At 67.4% G+C, this 16,725-nt stretch carries 14 protein-coding genes and 1 riboswitch; of the genes, 5 read left to right on the top strand and 9 right to left on the bottom strand.

Annotated elements, in window-relative coordinates:
• Positions 1–31: 31 nt before the first annotated feature.
• The 3 genes from O3I_RS05320 to O3I_RS05310 form a co-directional block, all read right to left on the bottom strand.
• A complete protein-coding gene (locus O3I_RS05320) occupies positions 32–910 on the bottom strand; it encodes a MaoC/PaaZ C-terminal domain-containing protein (protein ID WP_014981869.1) in 879 nt (292 codons plus the stop codon).
• Positions 907–1,344 carry a type II toxin-antitoxin system Rv0910 family toxin gene (locus O3I_RS05315; protein WP_014981868.1) on the bottom strand — a complete coding sequence of 146 codons (438 nt, stop codon included), beginning with the start codon at positions 1,342–1,344 and terminating at the stop codon, positions 907–909. Before O3I_RS05315 ends, O3I_RS05320 begins: the two co-directional genes overlap by 4 nt.
• Before the next feature lie 65 nt (positions 1,345–1,409).
• Complete coding sequence (locus tag O3I_RS05310) at positions 1,410–2,615, bottom strand: lipid-transfer protein (RefSeq protein WP_014981867.1); 1,206 nt, start codon at positions 2,613–2,615, stop codon at positions 1,410–1,412.
• Positions 2,616–3,012: 397 nt separating this feature from the next.
• Here O3I_RS05310 and O3I_RS05305 point away from each other — a divergent pair, with 397 nt between their 5' ends.
• Complete coding sequence (locus O3I_RS05305) at positions 3,013–4,665, top strand: purine-cytosine permease family protein (RefSeq protein ID WP_051066898.1); 1,653 nt, start codon at positions 3,013–3,015, stop codon at positions 4,663–4,665.
• Between the two features lie 243 nt (positions 4,666–4,908).
• Here O3I_RS05305 and O3I_RS05300 read toward each other — a convergent pair whose 3' ends face one another.
• The 3 genes from O3I_RS05300 to O3I_RS05290 all read right to left on the bottom strand — a co-directional run bounded on the left by O3I_RS05300 (position 4,909) and on the right by O3I_RS05290 (position 8,083).
• Complete coding sequence (locus O3I_RS05300; protein WP_014981865.1) at positions 4,909–5,553, bottom strand: TetR/AcrR family transcriptional regulator; 645 nt, start codon at positions 5,551–5,553, stop codon at positions 4,909–4,911.
• 52 nt (positions 5,554–5,605) lie between these two features.
• Positions 5,606–6,772, bottom strand: a complete 1,167-nt coding sequence (locus tag O3I_RS05295; protein ID WP_014981864.1) for an MFS transporter — start codon at positions 6,770–6,772, stop codon at positions 5,606–5,608.
• Between the two features lie 312 nt (positions 6,773–7,084).
• Positions 7,085–8,083, bottom strand: coding sequence for a GlxA family transcriptional regulator (locus O3I_RS05290; RefSeq protein WP_014981863.1), 999 nt, complete (start codon positions 8,081–8,083; stop codon positions 7,085–7,087).
• 127 nt (positions 8,084–8,210) lie between these two features.
• Between O3I_RS05290 and O3I_RS05285 the strand changes: the two genes are divergently transcribed.
• On the top strand, positions 8,211–9,101 hold the full coding sequence (locus O3I_RS05285; protein ID WP_014981862.1) for an NAD(P)-dependent oxidoreductase: 891 nt from the start codon (positions 8,211–8,213) through the stop codon (positions 9,099–9,101).
• 100 nt (positions 9,102–9,201) lie between these two features.
• Here the strand turns inward: O3I_RS05285 and O3I_RS05280 are convergent, their stop codons facing one another.
• Together O3I_RS05280 and O3I_RS05275 are read right to left on the bottom strand one after the other, a co-directional pair.
• Positions 9,202–10,419: an NADP-dependent isocitrate dehydrogenase gene (locus tag O3I_RS05280; protein ID WP_014981861.1), complete on the bottom strand. Its 1,218-nt coding sequence runs from the start codon at positions 10,417–10,419 to the stop codon at positions 9,202–9,204.
• 349 nt (positions 10,420–10,768) lie between these two features.
• Positions 10,769–12,280 (bottom strand): MFS transporter, encoded by a 1,512-nt coding sequence (locus O3I_RS05275; protein WP_014981859.1) that lies wholly within the window; start codon positions 12,278–12,280, stop codon positions 10,769–10,771.
• 115 nt (positions 12,281–12,395) lie between these two features.
• On the opposite strand from O3I_RS05275, the gene O3I_RS05270 reads away from it, so the two are divergent.
• From O3I_RS05270 to metX, 3 genes are all read left to right on the top strand, one after another.
• A complete protein-coding gene (locus O3I_RS05270) occupies positions 12,396–13,100 on the top strand; it encodes a TetR family transcriptional regulator (protein ID WP_014981858.1) in 705 nt (234 codons plus the stop codon).
• 41 nt (positions 13,101–13,141) lie between these two features.
• Positions 13,142–13,252, top strand: a riboswitch (SAM riboswitch).
• A 93-nt stretch (positions 13,253–13,345) separates the two neighbouring features.
• Positions 13,346–14,674 (top strand): bifunctional o-acetylhomoserine/o-acetylserine sulfhydrylase, encoded by a 1,329-nt coding sequence (locus O3I_RS05265; protein WP_014981857.1) that lies wholly within the window; start codon positions 13,346–13,348, stop codon positions 14,672–14,674.
• Positions 14,671–15,831, top strand: coding sequence for a homoserine O-acetyltransferase MetX (metX, locus tag O3I_RS05260; protein ID WP_014981856.1), 1,161 nt, complete (start codon positions 14,671–14,673; stop codon positions 15,829–15,831). Before O3I_RS05265 ends, metX begins: the two co-directional genes overlap by 4 nt.
• A gap of 86 nt (positions 15,832–15,917) precedes the next feature.
• Here the strand turns inward: metX and O3I_RS05255 are convergent, their stop codons facing one another.
• Positions 15,918–16,568, bottom strand: coding sequence for a TetR/AcrR family transcriptional regulator (locus tag O3I_RS05255; RefSeq protein ID WP_014981855.1), 651 nt, complete (start codon positions 16,566–16,568; stop codon positions 15,918–15,920).
• Positions 16,569–16,725 lie beyond the last annotated feature (157 nt).

The raw sequence follows: 16,725 nt of genomic DNA, 5'->3' as shown, positions 1-16,725 counted from the left end.
CTGAATTATTCGACCTGGTAAGGGTTTTCGCTCAGTCCGCGATCTCGGCGAGCCCGTCGCTGAGCACCACGTCCGCGCCGCGCACGGTCTCGAACGCGTAGGTGGTGACGCCGTCGGCGGAGCCGACCTTCCAGATGCGGGTTTCCAGGTCGTCGCCGGGGAAGACCATCTTGGCGAACCGCACGGCGAATCGCTTCAGCCGGTTGACATCCGAACCACCCACCTCGGTGAGCACCGCCCACGACGCGAACGCCATGGTGCAGAGACCGTGCGCGATGATGCCGGGCAACCCGGCGTCCTTGGCCACCTGCTCGTCGAGATGCAGCGGCACCGGATCACCGGAAGCCGGTGAGTACCGGAAGGTTTGGTCGTCGTCCACATGCTGGGCCACGACCGCCACCGGCGGCTGCGCGCGCAGGGCCTCGTCGAACTTGTGCGCCGGCGCCGCCGCGCCGACCGACTTGCCCGCGTCGATATTGCGGAAGAAGGCGGTCAGGTACTGCTCGTTGACCAATTCCCCTTCCTCGGTGCGACATTCGATGAGGATGGTGATGGTGGTGCCGTTGGACCGGCTGGTGTATCCGGTCGCCTTGGCCCGCGAGACCAGCTTGTCGCCGGGCTGGATGGCCCGGTGGAAGTGGAAGTCCTGCTCGCCGTGCACGACCCGGCCGAAGATGTCCATCGGCGCGACATCGATCACCGGCATCATCATCGCCTCGAACACCGGCACGATGGCGAAGATCGGCGAGGCGACCCGGCCCGCGAGGTGCGCCTCGATCGGATCGTTGGTGGCCGCGGCGTATTCGCCGATCCGCTCGCCGGTGACCTCGAACCGCTCGTCGTCGCACCAGGTTTCCAGGCCGGCGTCGTCGAACTCGACCAGCCGCGCCGCGGCGGTCTCGGCGGTCATGCCGAAGCCAGCGCGTCGAGCTGCTCGAGGGACTTGTCCAGCTGCTTGAGGCCGTCCTTCTCGACCGCCTTGCCGAGCGCACCCTTGATCAGCGCGCCTTCGAAGTCGCCGGACACCAGGATGGTGCTGCCGCCGTCCCCCTTGGGCTGGATGTCGAAGGTGAATTCGGTTTTCACACCGGCCATTCCGGTGCCGCCGAGGGTGAGCTTGGACGGCTGCGCGACGGAGACGACGGTCCACTCCAGCTTGTTCGCCATGCCGAGCATCACGATCTTGGCGACGAGCTTGGCGCCCTCGGTGAGCACGGCGGGCGGCTCCTCCATGAAGCGCTCGTGGATGGTGAACCACTTGTCCCAGCTCTGCGGGTCGGAGACGACCGCCCAGAGGGCCTCGGGGGTGGCGTTGACGTCCTTGGTGGCTTCGATGTGTCCCATGAGTTGACTCCTCGTCGAGATGTGTTGTGCGAGTTCAGCGGTCGGATGTTCGGCGCCGGTCCGGCTCAGCGGTCGGCGCGCTGGTAGGCCGTGACGACCGCGGCGCCGCCGAGACCGATGTTGTGCTGCAGCGCGGCGGTGACGCCGTCGACCTGGCGCTTGTCCGCGGTGCCGCGCAGCTGCCAGGTGAGTTCGGAGCATTGCGCCAAACCCGTTGCGCCCAAAGGATGTCCCTTGGAGATCAGGCCGCCGGAGGGGTTCACCACCCACTTGCCGCCGTAGGTGGTCAGGTTGTCGTCGATCAGCTTTCCGGCTTCGCCCTCGCCGCAGAGCCCCAGTGCCTCGTAGGTGAGCAGCTCGTTGGCCGAGAAGCAGTCGTGCAGCTCGATGACCTGGAAGTCTTCGGCGCCGAGACCGGCCTGCTCGTAGACCTTGCGGGCCGCCTGCACGGTCATGTCGTAGCCGACGAGGTTCTTGGCGGTCTCGTCGAAGGTGGACTTGAAGTCGGTGGTCATCGCCTGTCCGACGATCTCCACCGCCTGCGCGGCGAGGTTGTGCTTGTCCACGAACGCCTCACTGGCCAGGATCACCGCGCCGGAACCGTCCGAGGTCGGCGAGCACTGCAGCTTGGTGAGCGGGTCGTAGATCATGCGCGCGCCGAGGATGTCGTCCATCGAGTACGCGTCCTGGAACTGCGAGTACGGGTTGTTCACCGAGTGCTTGTGGTTCTTGTAGCCGATCTTGGCGAAGTGCTCGGCCGTGGTGCCGTACTGCTTCATGTGCTCGCGGCCGGCCGCACCGAACATCCACGGCGCCACCGGGAACAGCACCTCGGAGATCTCGGCGAGCGCCATGATGTGCCTGGCCATCGGCTGCTCGCGGTCGTCCCAGGTGGAGCCGAGCGAGCCCGGCTGCATCTTCTCGAAGCCGAGCGCCAGCGTGCACTCGGCCAGCCCGCCCCGAATCGCTTGTGCCGCAAGGTAGAGCGCGGTCGAGCCGGTGGAACAGTTGTTGTTGACGTTCACCACCGGGACACCGGTCATGCCGAGTTCGTAGACCGCGCGCTGACCGGAAGTGGATTCGCCGTACACATAGCCGACGTAGGCCTGCTCCACCAGGTCGTAGGCGATGCCCGCATCGGCGAGCGCCTTGGTCCCGGACTCCCGCGCCATGTCCGGGTAGTCCCAGTCGGTCCCGTCTTCGTTCTTGCGGCGGCCCGGCTTCTCGAACTTCGTCATGCCGACGCCGACGACGTAAACCTTGTTCGCCATCGAACTCCTCAGATAGTGCCTAGCCCGGCGGTCCCCGCCGGGTACCGCCCACGGGCGGACGACGCTGACCGATCCGTCCGGATCGAGCTGAAACAAACATACAGAGATGTATGTAAGTACGCAAGGTTGTCACCGGTACCCACGGTTCCATCTAGGCATTGTCCAGCCGACGGACACGCTTCTACGACATACCGTCGGAGGTGTATGTATCGCCAGTTCGTGCTGGTATTCGGACCGGTTCGAGCGACCTGCGGACTACTCCGAGCCGGTTCCTGTGACCCAATTCACCGCCTCGACGGACGTAACAGCCGCGTAATGGTCCGGAAATTCATCGTCCACAACCGTGTACGACGGTCGACAGGTCGCAGATCGTCAGTGCGAACATGAGGAGAAGAACGTGGTCGAGCTCGATACCCGGTCGTCGAATTCCGACGGGATCGCCGCAGCAAAAGAAACACTCGAGGACTACACCCTGCGGTTCGCGCCACGGAGTTACCGGAAATGGAGCCCGGCCGTCGTCGGCATCTCCGCCCTCGGTGGCATCGCGTACCTGGCCGACTTCGCCATCGGCGCGAACATCGGCATCGCCAACGGCACCGGGAACGCGCTGCTCGGGATCGGACTGTTCGCCGTCGTCGTGATGCTGACCGGCTTTCCGCTCGCCTACTACGCGGCGCGCTACAACATCGACCTCGATTTGATCACTCGCGGTAGCGGATTCGGCTATTACGGGTCGGTCATCACCAATATCGTGTTCGCCTCGTTCACCTTCATCTTCTTCGCGCTCGAAGGGTCGATCATGGCCCAGGGGCTGGAACTCGGCCTGGGCATACCGCTTTGGCTCGGCTACCTGGCCTCTACACTGATCATCTTCCCGCTGGTCATCTACGGCATGAACACCCTCGCCAAGCTGCAAGTGTGGACGACGCCACTCTGGTTGCTGCTGATGGTGCTGCCGTTCGGGTTCCTGCTGGTACGCCACCCTGATTCGGTGTCCTCGTTCTTCGCCTACGGCGGCGAAAACGGTTCCGGCGTCAGCTTTTCCGGCACGCTGCTGGCGGCGGGCGTCTGCCTGTCATTGATCGCTCAGATCGCCGAGCAGATCGACTACCTGCGCTTCATGCCGCCGCGCACGCCGGAGAACGCCCGCAAATGGTGGAGCTGGATGCTGCTCGCCGGGCCCGGCTGGGTGGTTTTCGGCGCGCTCAAGCAGGTGGTCGGGCTGTTCCTCGCGGTGTACCTGATCGCGAATGTGCCTGCTGCACAGGGGATCGCCAATCAGCCGGTGCACCAGTTCCTGGAGATCTACCGCGATATGGTGCCGGGCTGGCTCGCTATGACGTTGGCTGTCGTGCTCGTCGTGATCAGCCAGATCAAGATCAATGTGACCAACGCGTACTCGGGTTCGCTGGCCTGGACCAATTCCTACACCCGGGTCACCAAGAGCTACCCGGGCCGGTTGATCTTCCTCGGCGTGAACCTGGTGATCGCGTTGATCCTGATGGAAGCCAACATGTTCGACTTCCTCAACAACATCCTCGGTTTCTACGCCAACTGCGGCATCGCCTGGATCGTCACCGTCGCAACGGATATCGCGGTCAACAAGTACCTGTTGAAGATCTCGCCGAAGCAGCCGGAGTTCCGGCGCGGCATGTTGTACGACTTCAACCCGGTCGGCCTGGTCGGCTTCGGACTGTCCGCGGTGCTCTCGATCATGACGTTCTTCGGGCTGTTCGGTGAGCTGCTGAAGCCCTACTCCCCCATCGTCGCGGTGGTCGTCGCGTTCCTCGCCACCCCGCTGACCGCGATCGCCACCAAGGGCAAGTACTACCTGCGGCGCAGCGACGACGGCATCGATCTGCCGATGTTCGACGAGCACGGCAACCCCTCCGGCGAGACCCTCACCTGTCATGTCACCGGCCTCGAATTCGAACGCCCCGACATGATCGCCTCGGCCACCCCAGGGCCCGAAGGGGAGATCCAGTACATCAGTTCGCTGGCCCTGTCCACCGACAAACCCGGCCACCACCTCCTCCCCCGCCAGCACTGACCCACCCGTCGAGCGGGACGCGACCGAACGGCACACCGGTCTCGTCCCGCTCGACGGCGTTATCGGCCGGACTCGGCGGAGACGAAAATCGAAAAGAAGTCCGAGCTGCTCGCCCTGGCACTGTGCGACGAATAGACGCCGCGCCTCAGTCCGGCGTGCGCCTCAGTCCGGCGTGCGCCTCAGTCGGCGTGCGCCTCAGTCGGCGTGCGCCTCAGTCGGCGGCACCTGGGTCGGCGGTACGCCTCAGTCGGTGGTGCGGACGCCGGCCAACGCCGCGGCGGCGATGTCGTGCAGGTGGGCGGTGGCGCGACGCCAACGGCGCTGTGCGCGTTCGTTGTCCGGGTCGATGAAGTTGGAGACGAGAATGCCGCGCAGGGCGTCCATCGCCGTGTAGATGAAATCGCGGGCTTCCTTGCGGCGGATCTCGTCGGGGACGAAGCGGGCGACTGCCATCAGGACGGCATTGTTGACGAACGGCTCGACCTTCTCCATCGCGGCGGCGAGCACGGGGTCGGTGCGGCCCGCCACCCACAGCTCGACGGTGGCGATGAACAGCGGCCCCTGGTGCAGTTCCCACAGGAATTCCAGCGCCGCCCCGACCGGGTCGTCACCGCGCTCGACCTTGGCCATCTCCCGCATCGCGGTCTCCGCGCGCAGTTGCGCGAGATGGCTGATCGCGGCGACCACCAGATCGGTTTTGGAACCGAAGTGATGCACCTGCGCACCGCGGGTGACGCCGGCGCGTTCGGCGACCCGCGGTGTGGTCGTGCCCGCGTAGCCGTACTCGACCAGGCAGTCGATGGTCGCGTCGAGCAACCGCGTCCGCATCTCGGTGCTGCGCTGCTCCTGGGTGCGACGCTGCGGTTTCGCGACTTCGATCCTGGCCATCCGGCGATTCTACACTTACATACAGCTCTGTATGTTCAAGCGCGGCGCACCGTCAGGCGATCAGGGCCGCCGCCGCGACGAGGCGCGCGTCGCGCCGGGCCGCCCAGACGGTGACGGCGAACAACACCACGCCGATCACGGCGAGACCCGCGCCGACCATGGCGGGCGCGGTGTAGCCGAGCCCGGCCGCGATCACGGCGCCGCCGAGCCAGGCGCCCGCGGCGTTGGCGATGTTGAGCGCGGCGTGGTTCAACGCGGCGGCCAGCGTCTGCGCCTCGTGCGCCACATCCATCAACCGCGTCTGCAAGCCGGGGGCGAGCGACGCGCCGCTCGCACCGACCAGGAACGCGCCGATCGCCGCGGTGTACGGATTGTGCGCCGCCGCAACGAATCCGGCGAGGATGACGGCCATGCCGATCATGGCGACGTAGATCGCGCGATCCACACCGCGGTCGGCGAGCACGCCGCCGACGATATTGCCGACCACCATGCCGACGCCGAACAGCATCAGCACCAGCGGAACCAGTCCGGCGGACATGCCGGCGACGCCGGTGAGCGTCGTGGTGATGTAGGTGTAGACGGCGAACATGCCGCCGAAGCCGATCGCGCCGACCAGCAGGGTCAGCAGGACCTGGGGACGACGCAGCGCGCCGAGTTCGGTGACGGGATTGGTCATCGTGATCCCGGTGAGTTCCGGGACGAACTTGATCAGTGCGGCGACGGTCGCCAGCCCGATCACGGCGACCACGACATAGGCGTCGCGCCAGCCGAGATGCTGGCCGAGCCAGGTCGCAGCAGGAACGCCGACAACATTGGCGGCGCTCAACCCGAGCATAACCGCGGCGACCGCTTTCGCGCGCTGACCCACCGGAGCGAGGGTGGCGGCGGCGAGCGAGGCGACGCCGAAGTACGCGCCGTGCGGCAGACCGGAGACGAACCGCGCGGCCACCAGCGTGCCGAAGGTCGGCGCCAGCACGGTCGCGATGTTGCCCAGCGTGAACGCCGCCATCAGCGCGATGAGCAATTTCTTCCGGGACACCCGCGCGCACAGCGCGGCGATGACCGGCGCGCCGATCACCACCCCGAGCGCGTACGCGGAGACGGCGTGTCCCGCGGTCGGTTCGGAGACGCCCATCGCGTGGGCGATATTGGGCAGCAGGCCCATGGTGACGAATTCTGTTGTGCCGATGCCGAATCCGCCGAGAGCCAGCGCGAGCATGGCCGGAATATGCCAGCTCGTCCGCTCAGCCTCGGGGCGTGCGGGTACCTGGGTGGCGAGTGGGGTGGTCACGTATTCATGAAACGCCTCCCGCGGCGGTTTCGCTTCCCGAGTAAACGTGAGTTGAAACACCTTTAGTTTCGAGAAAACATGCAGGTCAGAAGGAAAAATCGCCCAATTTGGACGCGCCGGCCATTCGACCTGGCAAGTTTCATTCGGAAACACTCGCGTACCCCGATCGCACCGCCCGCCGCCGCCACCGCATGTGCGCGGCGTCATCCCGGCCCGGGTTCGGTTACGCCGGCGGGCAATTCACGCCGCGGGCGGTTCGCGCAGCGCGAAGGTGCGGCGGTATTCCGCGGGCGTCACGCCGACCACGGCGGCGAAGTGTCTGCGCAGGTTGGCGGCGGTACCGAGGCCGCACATGCGGCTGACCCGATCGATGGGGTGATCGGTGGATTCGAGCAGCGATTGCGCGCGGGCGAGGCGCTGGGTCAGCAACCACTGTTTCGGCGTGACGCCGATCGACTGCTGTACGCGGCGGTGGAAGGTGCGCGGGCTCATGGCGGCGCGGGCGGCGAGCTGGTCGACGGTGAGCGGCTCGTCGAGGTGGGCGCCGGCCCATTCGAGCGCGGGGCCGAGATCGGCGGCGGCCCGCGCCGTGACGGACAGGTCGACGAACTGGGCCTGTCCCCCGGCTCGATTCGGCGGCACCATCAGCCGCCTGGCCAGCCGGTTCGCCACGGCCGCGCCGAAATCGCGGCGCACCAGATGCAGCGAGAGATCCAGCGCGGCGGTCATTCCCGAGCTGGTGAGGATGTCCCCGTCGTCGACGTAGAGCGCCGCGCCGTCCACTTCGACGGCGGGAAAGCGCCGAGCCAGGATCGCGGCGTGCTCCCAGCCCACGGTGGCCCGCCTGCCGTCGAGCAGCCCGGCTGCGGCCAGCACGAAGGTGCCGCTGCACAGCGCGACCATCCGCGCGCCGCGCCGGTGCGCCGCGCCGAGGGCGTCGATCAGTTCGGGCGGCACCGGGCGGTTGTCGGTCGTGCAGTCGTAGGCGATCGACGGAATGAAAACCGTGTCGGCGGCGACCAGTTCGGCCACGCCGTACTCGGCGCGCAGAAAGGCGCCGTGCCCGATCGCCGACTCGGCCGTGCCGGGCAAGACCGAGCAGATCCGCAGCTCGTACCAGTCCTCGGCGATATCGGGCTGCGGTGTGCCGAAGATCGAGGCGAGCACGCCGAGTTCGTAGAGATCCCAGGGATGCATCGCACCGGGTGTGACGGCGATGGCGACGGTGCGGCCGGTCATGCCGCCCAGGATATGGCAGGAAGCGTGCGTCGACGGTCAGTCCTGCCACTCGTGCGACGCGACCGGAACGCGAAGACTGGGACGCGGGCGCCCACCCGACACCCGCACAGATCTACGGAGGAAACGCATGACCAGCGAAAAGCGCACGCGGATAACGGTGCTCGGACTCGGGCGGATGGGCTCGGCGATCGCCGGACGCTACCTGGCCGCCGGCTACCCGACGACGGTGTGGAACCGGACGCCGGGCCGCGCGCCGCAGCTGGACGAACTGGGCGCGCGCCGCGCCGCGCCGCTCACCGACGCGATAGCGGCGAGCGAACTGATCATCGTCTCGCACGTCGACACCCCCGGCGTGGCGGCGCTGCTGGCGACCGTTCCCGGCGCGCTGGCGGGACGCACGGTGCTGAACGTCTCGACTGGCCGCCCCGACGAGGCCCGCGCGCTGGCCTCCTGGATCGCCGAGCAACGGGGTCACTTTCTCGACGGCGCGATTCTCGGCATGCCCGCGACGGTGGGCACCGCGGCCACGCTCGTTCCCTACAGCGGGTCGGCCGAAGCCGCGGACGCACACGGCGCGGCGATCGCGGAGCTGGGCGCCACCAGCTATCTCGGCGCGGACACCGGCCTGGCGGCCTTGCACGACATGGCGGTGCTCGCGGGCATGTACGGACTGTTCGGCGGCTTCTTCCACGCGGCGGCGATGCTCGGCGGCGCACCGGCCACGGTGCACGGTCTCACCGCTGATTTCCTGGTGCCCTGGCTGCGCGCGCTGCTCGACGTGCTGCCGGCCCTGGCCGCCGAAATCGACGCGGACGAATTCGCGCCGACCTTCGCGAGCATCGCGGAGATGGGGTCGGTGCTGGAAACGATCCGCGGCGTGAGTCGCGAGCAGGGACTGCCCACCGACCTGCTGGACCCGTTGCAGCGACTGCTCGACGCGAGCGTCGAACGGGGTCTCGGCGCGGACAACTTCCCCCGCGCCGCCACGGTGCTGCGCGACCACACCGTCGCGGCCTGACCGGAAAACAGTCCGGGCACCCGTACCACCGTGTGGTGCGGGTGCCCGTAGAGTCGTCCCCGGCGCCGGATTCGCTGCCAGCGCCGGGACATTCAGCTGGTCAGCGCAGGGCGCGGGCCAGGTTAGCGTCCAGCGCGCCGAGGAATTCCTCGGTGCTCAGGTAGCCCTGATCGCCGCCGACGAGCAGCGCGAGATCCTTGGTCATCTGGCCGCCCTCGACGGTCTTGATGACGACATCCTCGAGGGTCTGCGAGAAGCCGATCACCTCGGGGGTGTTGTCCAGCTTGCCGCGGTGCTCGAGCCCGCGCGTCCAGGCGAAGATCGACGCGATCGGGTTGGTCGAGGTCGGCTTGCCCTGCTGGTGCTGGCGGTAGTGCCGGGTGACGGTGCCGTGCGCGGCCTCCGCCTCACAGGTCTTGCCGTCCGGGGTCAGCAGCACCGACGTCATCAGGCCGAGCGAACCGAAGCCCTGGGCCACGGTGTCGGACTGCACATCGCCGTCGTAGTTCTTACAGGCCCAGACGTAACCGCCCTCCCACTTCATGGAGGAGGCGACCATGTCGTCGATGAGGCGGTGCTCGTAGGTCAGGCCCGCCGCGTCGAACTGGGTCTTGAACTCGGCGTCGAAGACATCCTGGAACGTGTCCTTGAACATGCCGTCGTAGGCCTTGAGGATGGTGTTCTTCGTGGACAGATACACCGGGTAGTTCTGCTGCAGGCCGTAGTTGAACGAGGCGCGCGCGAAATCGATGATCGAGTTCTTGAAGTTGTACATGCCCATGACGACGCCGCCGTCCTCGGGCATCTTCACGACCTCGTGCTGGATCGGCTCGCTGCCGTCCTCCGGCGTGAAGGTCACGGTGACCGTGCCCGCCTGATACACCTTGAAATCGGTGGCGCGGTACTGGTCGCCGAACGCGTGGCGGCCGATGATGATCGGCTTGGTCCAGCCGGGCACCAGGCGCGGGACGTTGGAGATGATGATCGGGGCGCGGAAGATGGTGCCGCCGAGGATGTTGCGGATGGTGCCGTTGGGCGAGCGCCACATCTTCTTCAGGCCGAATTCCTTGACGCGGGCCTCGTCCGGCGTGATGGTGGCGCATTTGACGCCGACGCCGTGGCGCTTGATCGCCTCGGCGGCATCGATGGTGACCTGGTCGTCTGTCTTGTCCCGGTACTCGATGCCCAGGTCGTAGTACTCGAGGTTCACGTCGAGATACGGATGGATCAGCTTGTCCTTGATGAACTGCCAGATGATCCGGGTCATCTCGTCGCCGTCGAGTTCGACGACGGTGCCTTCAACCTTGATCTTGGACATGGATCTTCGTGTCCTCCTAGGATGGTGCCCTCATTGCACGGCCAGGCGAACACGCTTGTGAGCGGACCCCAGCTGTTCCAACAGACAACGTATATGCCCCGCGTTGTCCGCGAGACGTGTGGTGCAAACAAGACAAGCGTACTGCTGCCGCTGTTCGCGGTGTGCGGGCAGCCCCCCGAGTGAGAAACCCCACGAACTTACTGACTGGTAGGTCCCAGCGCAATTCACCGGTTGGTCACAGCCCACTGCATCGGTTGATACGGCGCAATGCGCAGGTCGCCCGCGTCCCCCACGATAGGTCCGCGGACCGCCGCCTGGCGATCCGCGGACCGAGTCGTTATCCAGCTGATCAGACTCCGACGTGCACCGGGCGCGCCGCGTCGTCGGCGCCCTCGATCAGGTTCGCCGGCCGGTCCCGGATCATCAGCCAGATCACCGGGATGGCGGCCAGGAAGAACCCGGCGCCGACATAGAACGCCACGTCGTAGCTGTGGATCGAGGCGCGGGCGAGCAGGTTGTCCAGCGTCGCGTGGCTCTCGGCGTAGCTCTTGGCCGTCTGCACCGAGATGGTGGTCAGCAGCGCCGTGCCGACCGCGCCGCCGACCTGCTGTGCGGCGTTCAGCAGCGCACTGGCCACGCCCGAATCCGCTTCTTCCACCTGATGCAGCGCGACGGTCTGCATGCCGACGAACAGCGGACCCATGCCGAGCGCGATCAGCAGCTGCGCGGGCAGCACGCTGGTCGCGTAGCCGTCCCCGAAACCGAGCTGGGCCAGCCACAGCAGACCGAGCACGCCGAGCACCGCGCCGGCCACCATCAGCGGCCGCGGACCGATCTTCGGCAGCAGCGCGCTGGTCACGCCCGCGGAGATCGCGATGCCCGCGGGGAACGGCAGGAACGCGAAGCCCGCCTTCAGCGACGAGTAGCCGAGCGTGATCTGGAAGTAGTAGCTGAGGAACAGGAACATCGCGAACATGGCGATCGGCACCAGCAGCGCGGCGAGGAACGCGCCGCCCCGGTTGATCTCACCCGGAATATGCAGCGGCAGCAGCGGATTCGCCGAGCGTCGCTCGATCGCGACGAACGCGATCAGCAGCGCGGCACCGGCCACCAGCAGGCCGAGCGTGCTGCCCGCCAGCCAGCCGTCGTCGGCGGCCCGGCTGAAGCCGTACACGATCGAGATCAGGCCGAGGGTGACGGTGACGGCGCCGGGCACGTCGTAGCCGCCGGTCCGCGGTGTCGGCACATCCTTTACCACCCAGGCCAGCGCGCCGACCAGGGCGAGCAACGCGATCGGGGTGTTCACCAGCAGGCACCAGCGCCACGAGGCGTATTCGGTGAGCGCGCCACCGGCGATCAGGCCGAGCGCGGCGCCACCGGCGGAGATCCCGGCGAACAGGCCGAAGGCCTTGGCCCGCTCACCTGGTTCGGTGAAGGTCACCGAGAGCAGCGAGAGCGCGGCCGGCGCGAGCAACGCCGCGAAGGCACCCTGCAGGGCACGTCCGGCGAACATCTCGGCCCCGTTCTGCGCGAGACCGGCAAGTGCCGACGCGGCCGCGAAGCCGATCAGACCGACGATGAAGATCCGCCGTCGGCCGAGGTAGTCGGCCAGCCGCCCGCCGAGCAGCAGCAGGCCGCCGAAGATCAGCGTGTACGCCGTGAGCATCCACTGTTTGTTGCCGTCGCTGATGCCGAGGTCCTGCTGCGCGAAGGGCAGCGAGATCGTCACGATGGTGGCGTCGAGCACCACCATGAGCTGGGCCAACGCGATGACGCCGAGGGCGAACCAGCGCGCGGAACTGCCTTGTTTTTCTGGAACTGCTACCGCTGTCGCAGTGTCGGTCACTGTCTTCTCCCTCATATCGAAGTGTTGCCATCCTGGCATTGCGCGACATTTGGCGTCAAGAGAAAAATGTCGTAACACGACAGTTGTCTGTTAATGACACGATCCGACCCGATTGCGATAGCATGGATGCATGCTCGAGTCACCGACGCCGACGAGTGCGAACGCCGCGGCCCCCACGCCGCAACCCCACCCCGGCCTGCGCGAGCGGAAGAAGCAGCAGACGCGGTTGCGCATCATCGAAGTCGGCCTGAATCTGTGCGACGCACAGGGATTCGACGCGACCACGATCGAACAGATCGCCCACGCGGCCGATATCTCGCCGCGCACCATCAACCGGTACTTCGAGAGCAAGGAAGACATCGTCCTCGGGCCGGTGGTCGACTTCGGCGCGGCGGTCGCGCACACCCTGCGCGAACTGCCGCACACCGGGAACGAACTGCACGCGTTGCGCGAAGCGTTCCTGCGGGTCGTCGACAGCGCGTCGACGAACGACAGCACCGACCCGGTGACCTTCCGCCAGTTCCAGCAGATGCGGCGGATCATGCGCAGCAGCGCGGCGGTCAGCACCCGCAGCATCGACCACGCCGAGAGCAAGAACGCCGCGATCGCGAGCGTGCTCGCCGAGCGGCTCGACACCACGCCCGACGCACTGCCGGTACGGCTCATCCTCGGCACCTGGCAGCTGATCGGGCACGTCGGCATGGAATGTCAGGAGGCAGTCTTCGACGACGATGATCTCGAGGGCGCGGCCCAGGCCGCGCGCACGGCCTTTACCACGACATTCGACGAGTTCCTGCGCTTGTGCTGCGGTACCGGTAGCGCCGCCGCGGGGTGAGGTTGCGGCGGCCGCGGCCGCGCCGGTTATGATCGCGGTCAGGTCATGAGTACCAGCGCCAAGCCCCGGCTCGCTGGTCGGCAACCCTCCAGCAGCGGTGGGGTGCTCCGGGTGATGACCCGGCTCTCGACGGTCGAGAGCAAGCGCGCTTCCAGGAGGTTCCCGAAATGTGTTGTTGTTCTGCGCCTGCGCCCCGATAACCCAGCAGTTCTGGCGAGCAACCTTTTCTTTGGAGCAAAACCGACATGACTGACCCCACCGTGTCCGAGGTCGATCCGAGTCAGTGGTCCTTCGAGACCAAGCAGGTGCACGCGGGCCAAACGCCCGACGCCGGTACCGGCGCCCGGGCCCTGCCGATCTACCAGACCACCTCGTACGCCTTCCGCGATACCGATCACGCCGCCGCGCTGTTCGGCCTCGCCGAGCCGGGCAATATCTACACCCGGATCATGAACCCCACGCAGGACGTGGTCGAGCAGCGCGTCGCCGCGCTGGAGGGCGGCGTCGCCGCACTGCTGCTGGCCTCCGGGCAGGCCGCGGAGACCTACGCGATCCTGAACCTGGCCGCGGCCGGCGACCACATCGTGTCCAGCCCGCACCTGTACGGCGGCACCTACAACCTCTTCCACTACACGCTGCCCAAACTCGGCATCGAGGTGTCCTTCGTCGACGACCCGGACGACCTCGAACAGTGGCGCGCCGCGATCCGGCCGAACACCAAGGCGTGCTACGGCGAGACCATCGCCAACCCGAGCAGCGCCATTTTCGACATCCCCGGCATCGCCGCCGTCGCGCACGCGGCCGGGCTGCCGTTGATCGTGGACAACACGGTGGCCACGCCGTATTTGATCCAGCCGCTGGCGCACGGCGCCGACATCGTGGTGCACTCGGCGACCAAGTACCTCGGCGGACACGGCTCGGCTATTGCGGGCGTTATCGTCGACGGCGGCACCTTCGACTGGACGGTGACCGACGCGCAGGGACAGTCCCGCTACCCCGGTTTCACCACCCCGGACCCGAGCTACCACGGCGCGGTGTTCGCCGATCTCGGCGCGCCCGCGTTCGCGCTCAAGGCCCGCGTGCAACTGCTGCGCGACCTCGGCGCGGCCATCTCACCGTTCAACGCGTTCCTGATCAGCCAGGGTCTCGAGACGCTGAGCCTGCGGGTGGAGCGACATGTGGCCAATGCCACGGCGGTCGCCGAATTCCTGCGCACCCACCCGGACGTGACCTCGGTCAGCTACGCGGGTCTGCCCACGTCACCGTGGTACGAACGCGCCCGGCAACTGGCGCCGAAGGGCGCGGGCGCGATCGTGGCCTTCGAGCTGCGCGGTGGTGTCGATGCGGGCAAGAAGTTCGTGGACGGATTAGTCCTGCACAGCCATGTGGCTAACATCGGAGATGTGCGTTCTCTCGTGATCCACCCCGCGTCGACCACACATTCGCAGCTCACGCCGGACGAACAACTCCGCGCGGGCGTCACTCCGGGGTTGGTCCGGCTGGCGGTGGGCATCGAGGGGATCGACGACATCCTGGCCGATCTGCGCGCCGGCTTCACGGCGGCGGCGACGTGACGGTGGGTACCGAACCGAGTTTCCGCCGTTCGTCCGGGGTGGCCCTGCCGCCGCCGGACGGACGGCTCGGGATCATCCCGGTCGGTGATATTCGATTGGAGAGCGGCGCGGTCATTCCGCAGGTCCATCTCGCGGTCCAGCGGTGGGGCGAGCTCTCCCCCGAGCTGGACAACGTGGTGCTGGTCGAGCACGCGCTCACCGGCGACTCGCACGTGGTCGGCTTCCCGGACGATATCCACCCGCTGCCCGGCTGGTGGGACGGCATGGTCGGTCCGGGCTGTCCGCTCGACACCGACGAGTGGTGCGTGATCGCGACGAACGTGCTCGGCGGTTGCCAGGGGAGCACCGGGCCGTCGACCCTGTCGCCCGATGGAAAGCCTTGGGGCGCAAGGTTTCCCGAGATATCCATCCGCGACCAGGTGACCGCCGAGGCAGCGCTGATGGATCGGCTCGGCGTCACGCGGCTGGCCGCCGTCGTCGGCGGATCGATGGGCGGTATGCGGGTACTGGAGTGGATGGTCGGCAGTCCCGACCGGGTCGGCGCCGCATTGGTACTGGCCGTCGGCGCCCGCGCCACCGCCGATCAGATCGGCACCCAGACCACCCAGATCGCCGCCATCAAAGCCGATCCGGACTGGCAGGGCGGCGATTACCACGACACCGACCGCGCGCCGATGACCGGCATGGGACTGGCCCGGCGCATCGCGCACCTCACCTATCGCACCGAGGACGAGCTCGACCACCGCTTCGAGAACAGCGCGCAGGGCGCCGAAGATCCTTGGCGCGGTGGGCGTTACGCCGTGCAGAGCTACCTGGACCACCAGGCCGACAAGCTGTGCAACCGGTTCGATCCGGGCACCTATGTGCTGCTGACCGAGGCGATGAACCGGCACGACATCGGCCGCGGCCGCGGCGGGGTGCAGGCGGCGCTGGCCGCGACGCCCGTGCCGTGCGTGGTCGGCGGTGTCGACTCCGACCGGCTGTATCCGCTGCGCACCCAACAGGAACTCGCCGACGGGCTGCCCGGCTGCGACGGCCTCGAGGTCGTGCACTCCCGAGACGGTCACGACGGCTTCCTCACCGAGGCGGCAGCGGTGGCGAAGCTGCTGACCGAAACGGTGCGGCTGGCCCGCGCCGCTCGGCAACCCGCCACCTGAGGTTCACGCGCACGAATTGTCTTGGCGCGCACAGAATCGCTGATCAATTCGTGCGCGGGGTGCTGAGATGTGCGCGGCGGCAGGGGTTATGGGGCTGGGGCGCCGACGAGTAGCCGGACGATGGCGTGCACGAAGCCTTGCAGGCGTTCGCGAGGGTACTCGTCGGGTTCACTGACCGCCAACCGCCCGAGCATCTCGGCCACCTGCAGCAGCGAGTTGGTGAGCAGCGCGGAATCCACACCGGCCCAACGCGGTTCGAGTGCGGTGCCGATCCGCACCAGCGCCTCGGCCTGATCGAAGATGCCCGCCCGCGAATGGCGCAGGGCCTCACGGTATTCGTCGGGCGCGTTGCCCGGCCCGGCGAGGATCAGCCGCCAGCGGGTCGGATTCTCCAGTGCCACACCGACGAACGCCTCGACCGTGGCCGAGGCGGCGACCACGGGGTCGGCGCCGATCAGATCGGTCGGCAGGGTGGCGGCGACCTGTTCCAGGCCGCGCTCGCGTTCCCGTTCCAGCAGTGCCGCAACGAGTTCGGCGCGAGTCTTGAAGACGGTGTAGAGCACCGGCTTGCCGACGCCGGCCTCCTGCGCGACCGCCTCCATGTTCAGCTCGTGCAGTTCCATCCGGCCCAGCACCGTGAACGCGGCGTCGAGCAACTGGGCCCGGCGCTGCTCGGGCGGCAGGCGCGGCGCGTAACGGCGACGCGGCCGCTCCGCCGCGGTACGCGATGTGGTCACTGCCGCCTCACCTCCATGCGGTCCATCCTGACAGCATTCGCCCACCTGCGGGGAATCCGCCGGTCACAAATGCTACGCCCCCGTTGTATTCGACACACGCAATTGCTACGGTTGCGTTGCATTCACCCCCGCGCCCAGGGGCGATCACCGCAAAGGA

The organism is Nocardia brasiliensis ATCC 700358, assembly GCF_000250675.2.
GTDB classification, from domain to species: domain Bacteria; phylum Actinomycetota; class Actinomycetes; order Mycobacteriales; family Mycobacteriaceae; genus Nocardia; species Nocardia brasiliensis_B.
Note: the sequence above shows the minus strand (reverse complement) of the source record. Positions and strands in the feature narration are given on the sequence as shown.

Bases quoted from the DNA above. Each gene is read 5' to 3' on its own strand.
- O3I_RS05265 (WP_014981857.1), top strand. From the start codon at position 13,346: ATGACTGACCCCACCGTGTCCGAGGTCGATCCGAGTCAGTGGTCCTTC.
- O3I_RS05280 (WP_014981861.1), bottom strand. From the start codon at position 10,419: ATGTCCAAGATCAAGGTTGAAGGCACCGTCGTCGAACTCGACGGCGAC.
- O3I_RS05270 (WP_014981858.1), top strand. From the start codon at position 12,396: ATGCTCGAGTCACCGACGCCGACGAGTGCGAACGCCGCGGCCCCCACG.
- O3I_RS05300 (WP_014981865.1), bottom strand. From the start codon at position 5,553: ATGGCCAGGATCGAAGTCGCGAAACCGCAGCGTCGCACCCAGGAGCAG.
- O3I_RS05295 (WP_014981864.1), bottom strand. From the start codon at position 6,772: ATGCTCGCGCTGGCTCTCGGCGGATTCGGCATCGGCACAACAGAATTC.
- O3I_RS05275 (WP_014981859.1), bottom strand. From the start codon at position 12,280: ATGAGGGAGAAGACAGTGACCGACACTGCGACAGCGGTAGCAGTTCCA.
- O3I_RS05310 (WP_014981867.1), bottom strand. From the start codon at position 2,615: ATGGCGAACAAGGTTTACGTCGTCGGCGTCGGCATGACGAAGTTCGAG.
- O3I_RS05315 (WP_014981868.1), bottom strand. From the start codon at position 1,344: ATGGGACACATCGAAGCCACCAAGGACGTCAACGCCACCCCCGAGGCC.
- O3I_RS05290 (WP_014981863.1), bottom strand. From the start codon at position 8,083: ATGACCGGCCGCACCGTCGCCATCGCCGTCACACCCGGTGCGATGCAT.
- O3I_RS05285 (WP_014981862.1), top strand. From the start codon at position 8,211: ATGACCAGCGAAAAGCGCACGCGGATAACGGTGCTCGGACTCGGGCGG.
- O3I_RS05320 (WP_014981869.1), bottom strand. From the start codon at position 910: ATGACCGCCGAGACCGCCGCGGCGCGGCTGGTCGAGTTCGACGACGCC.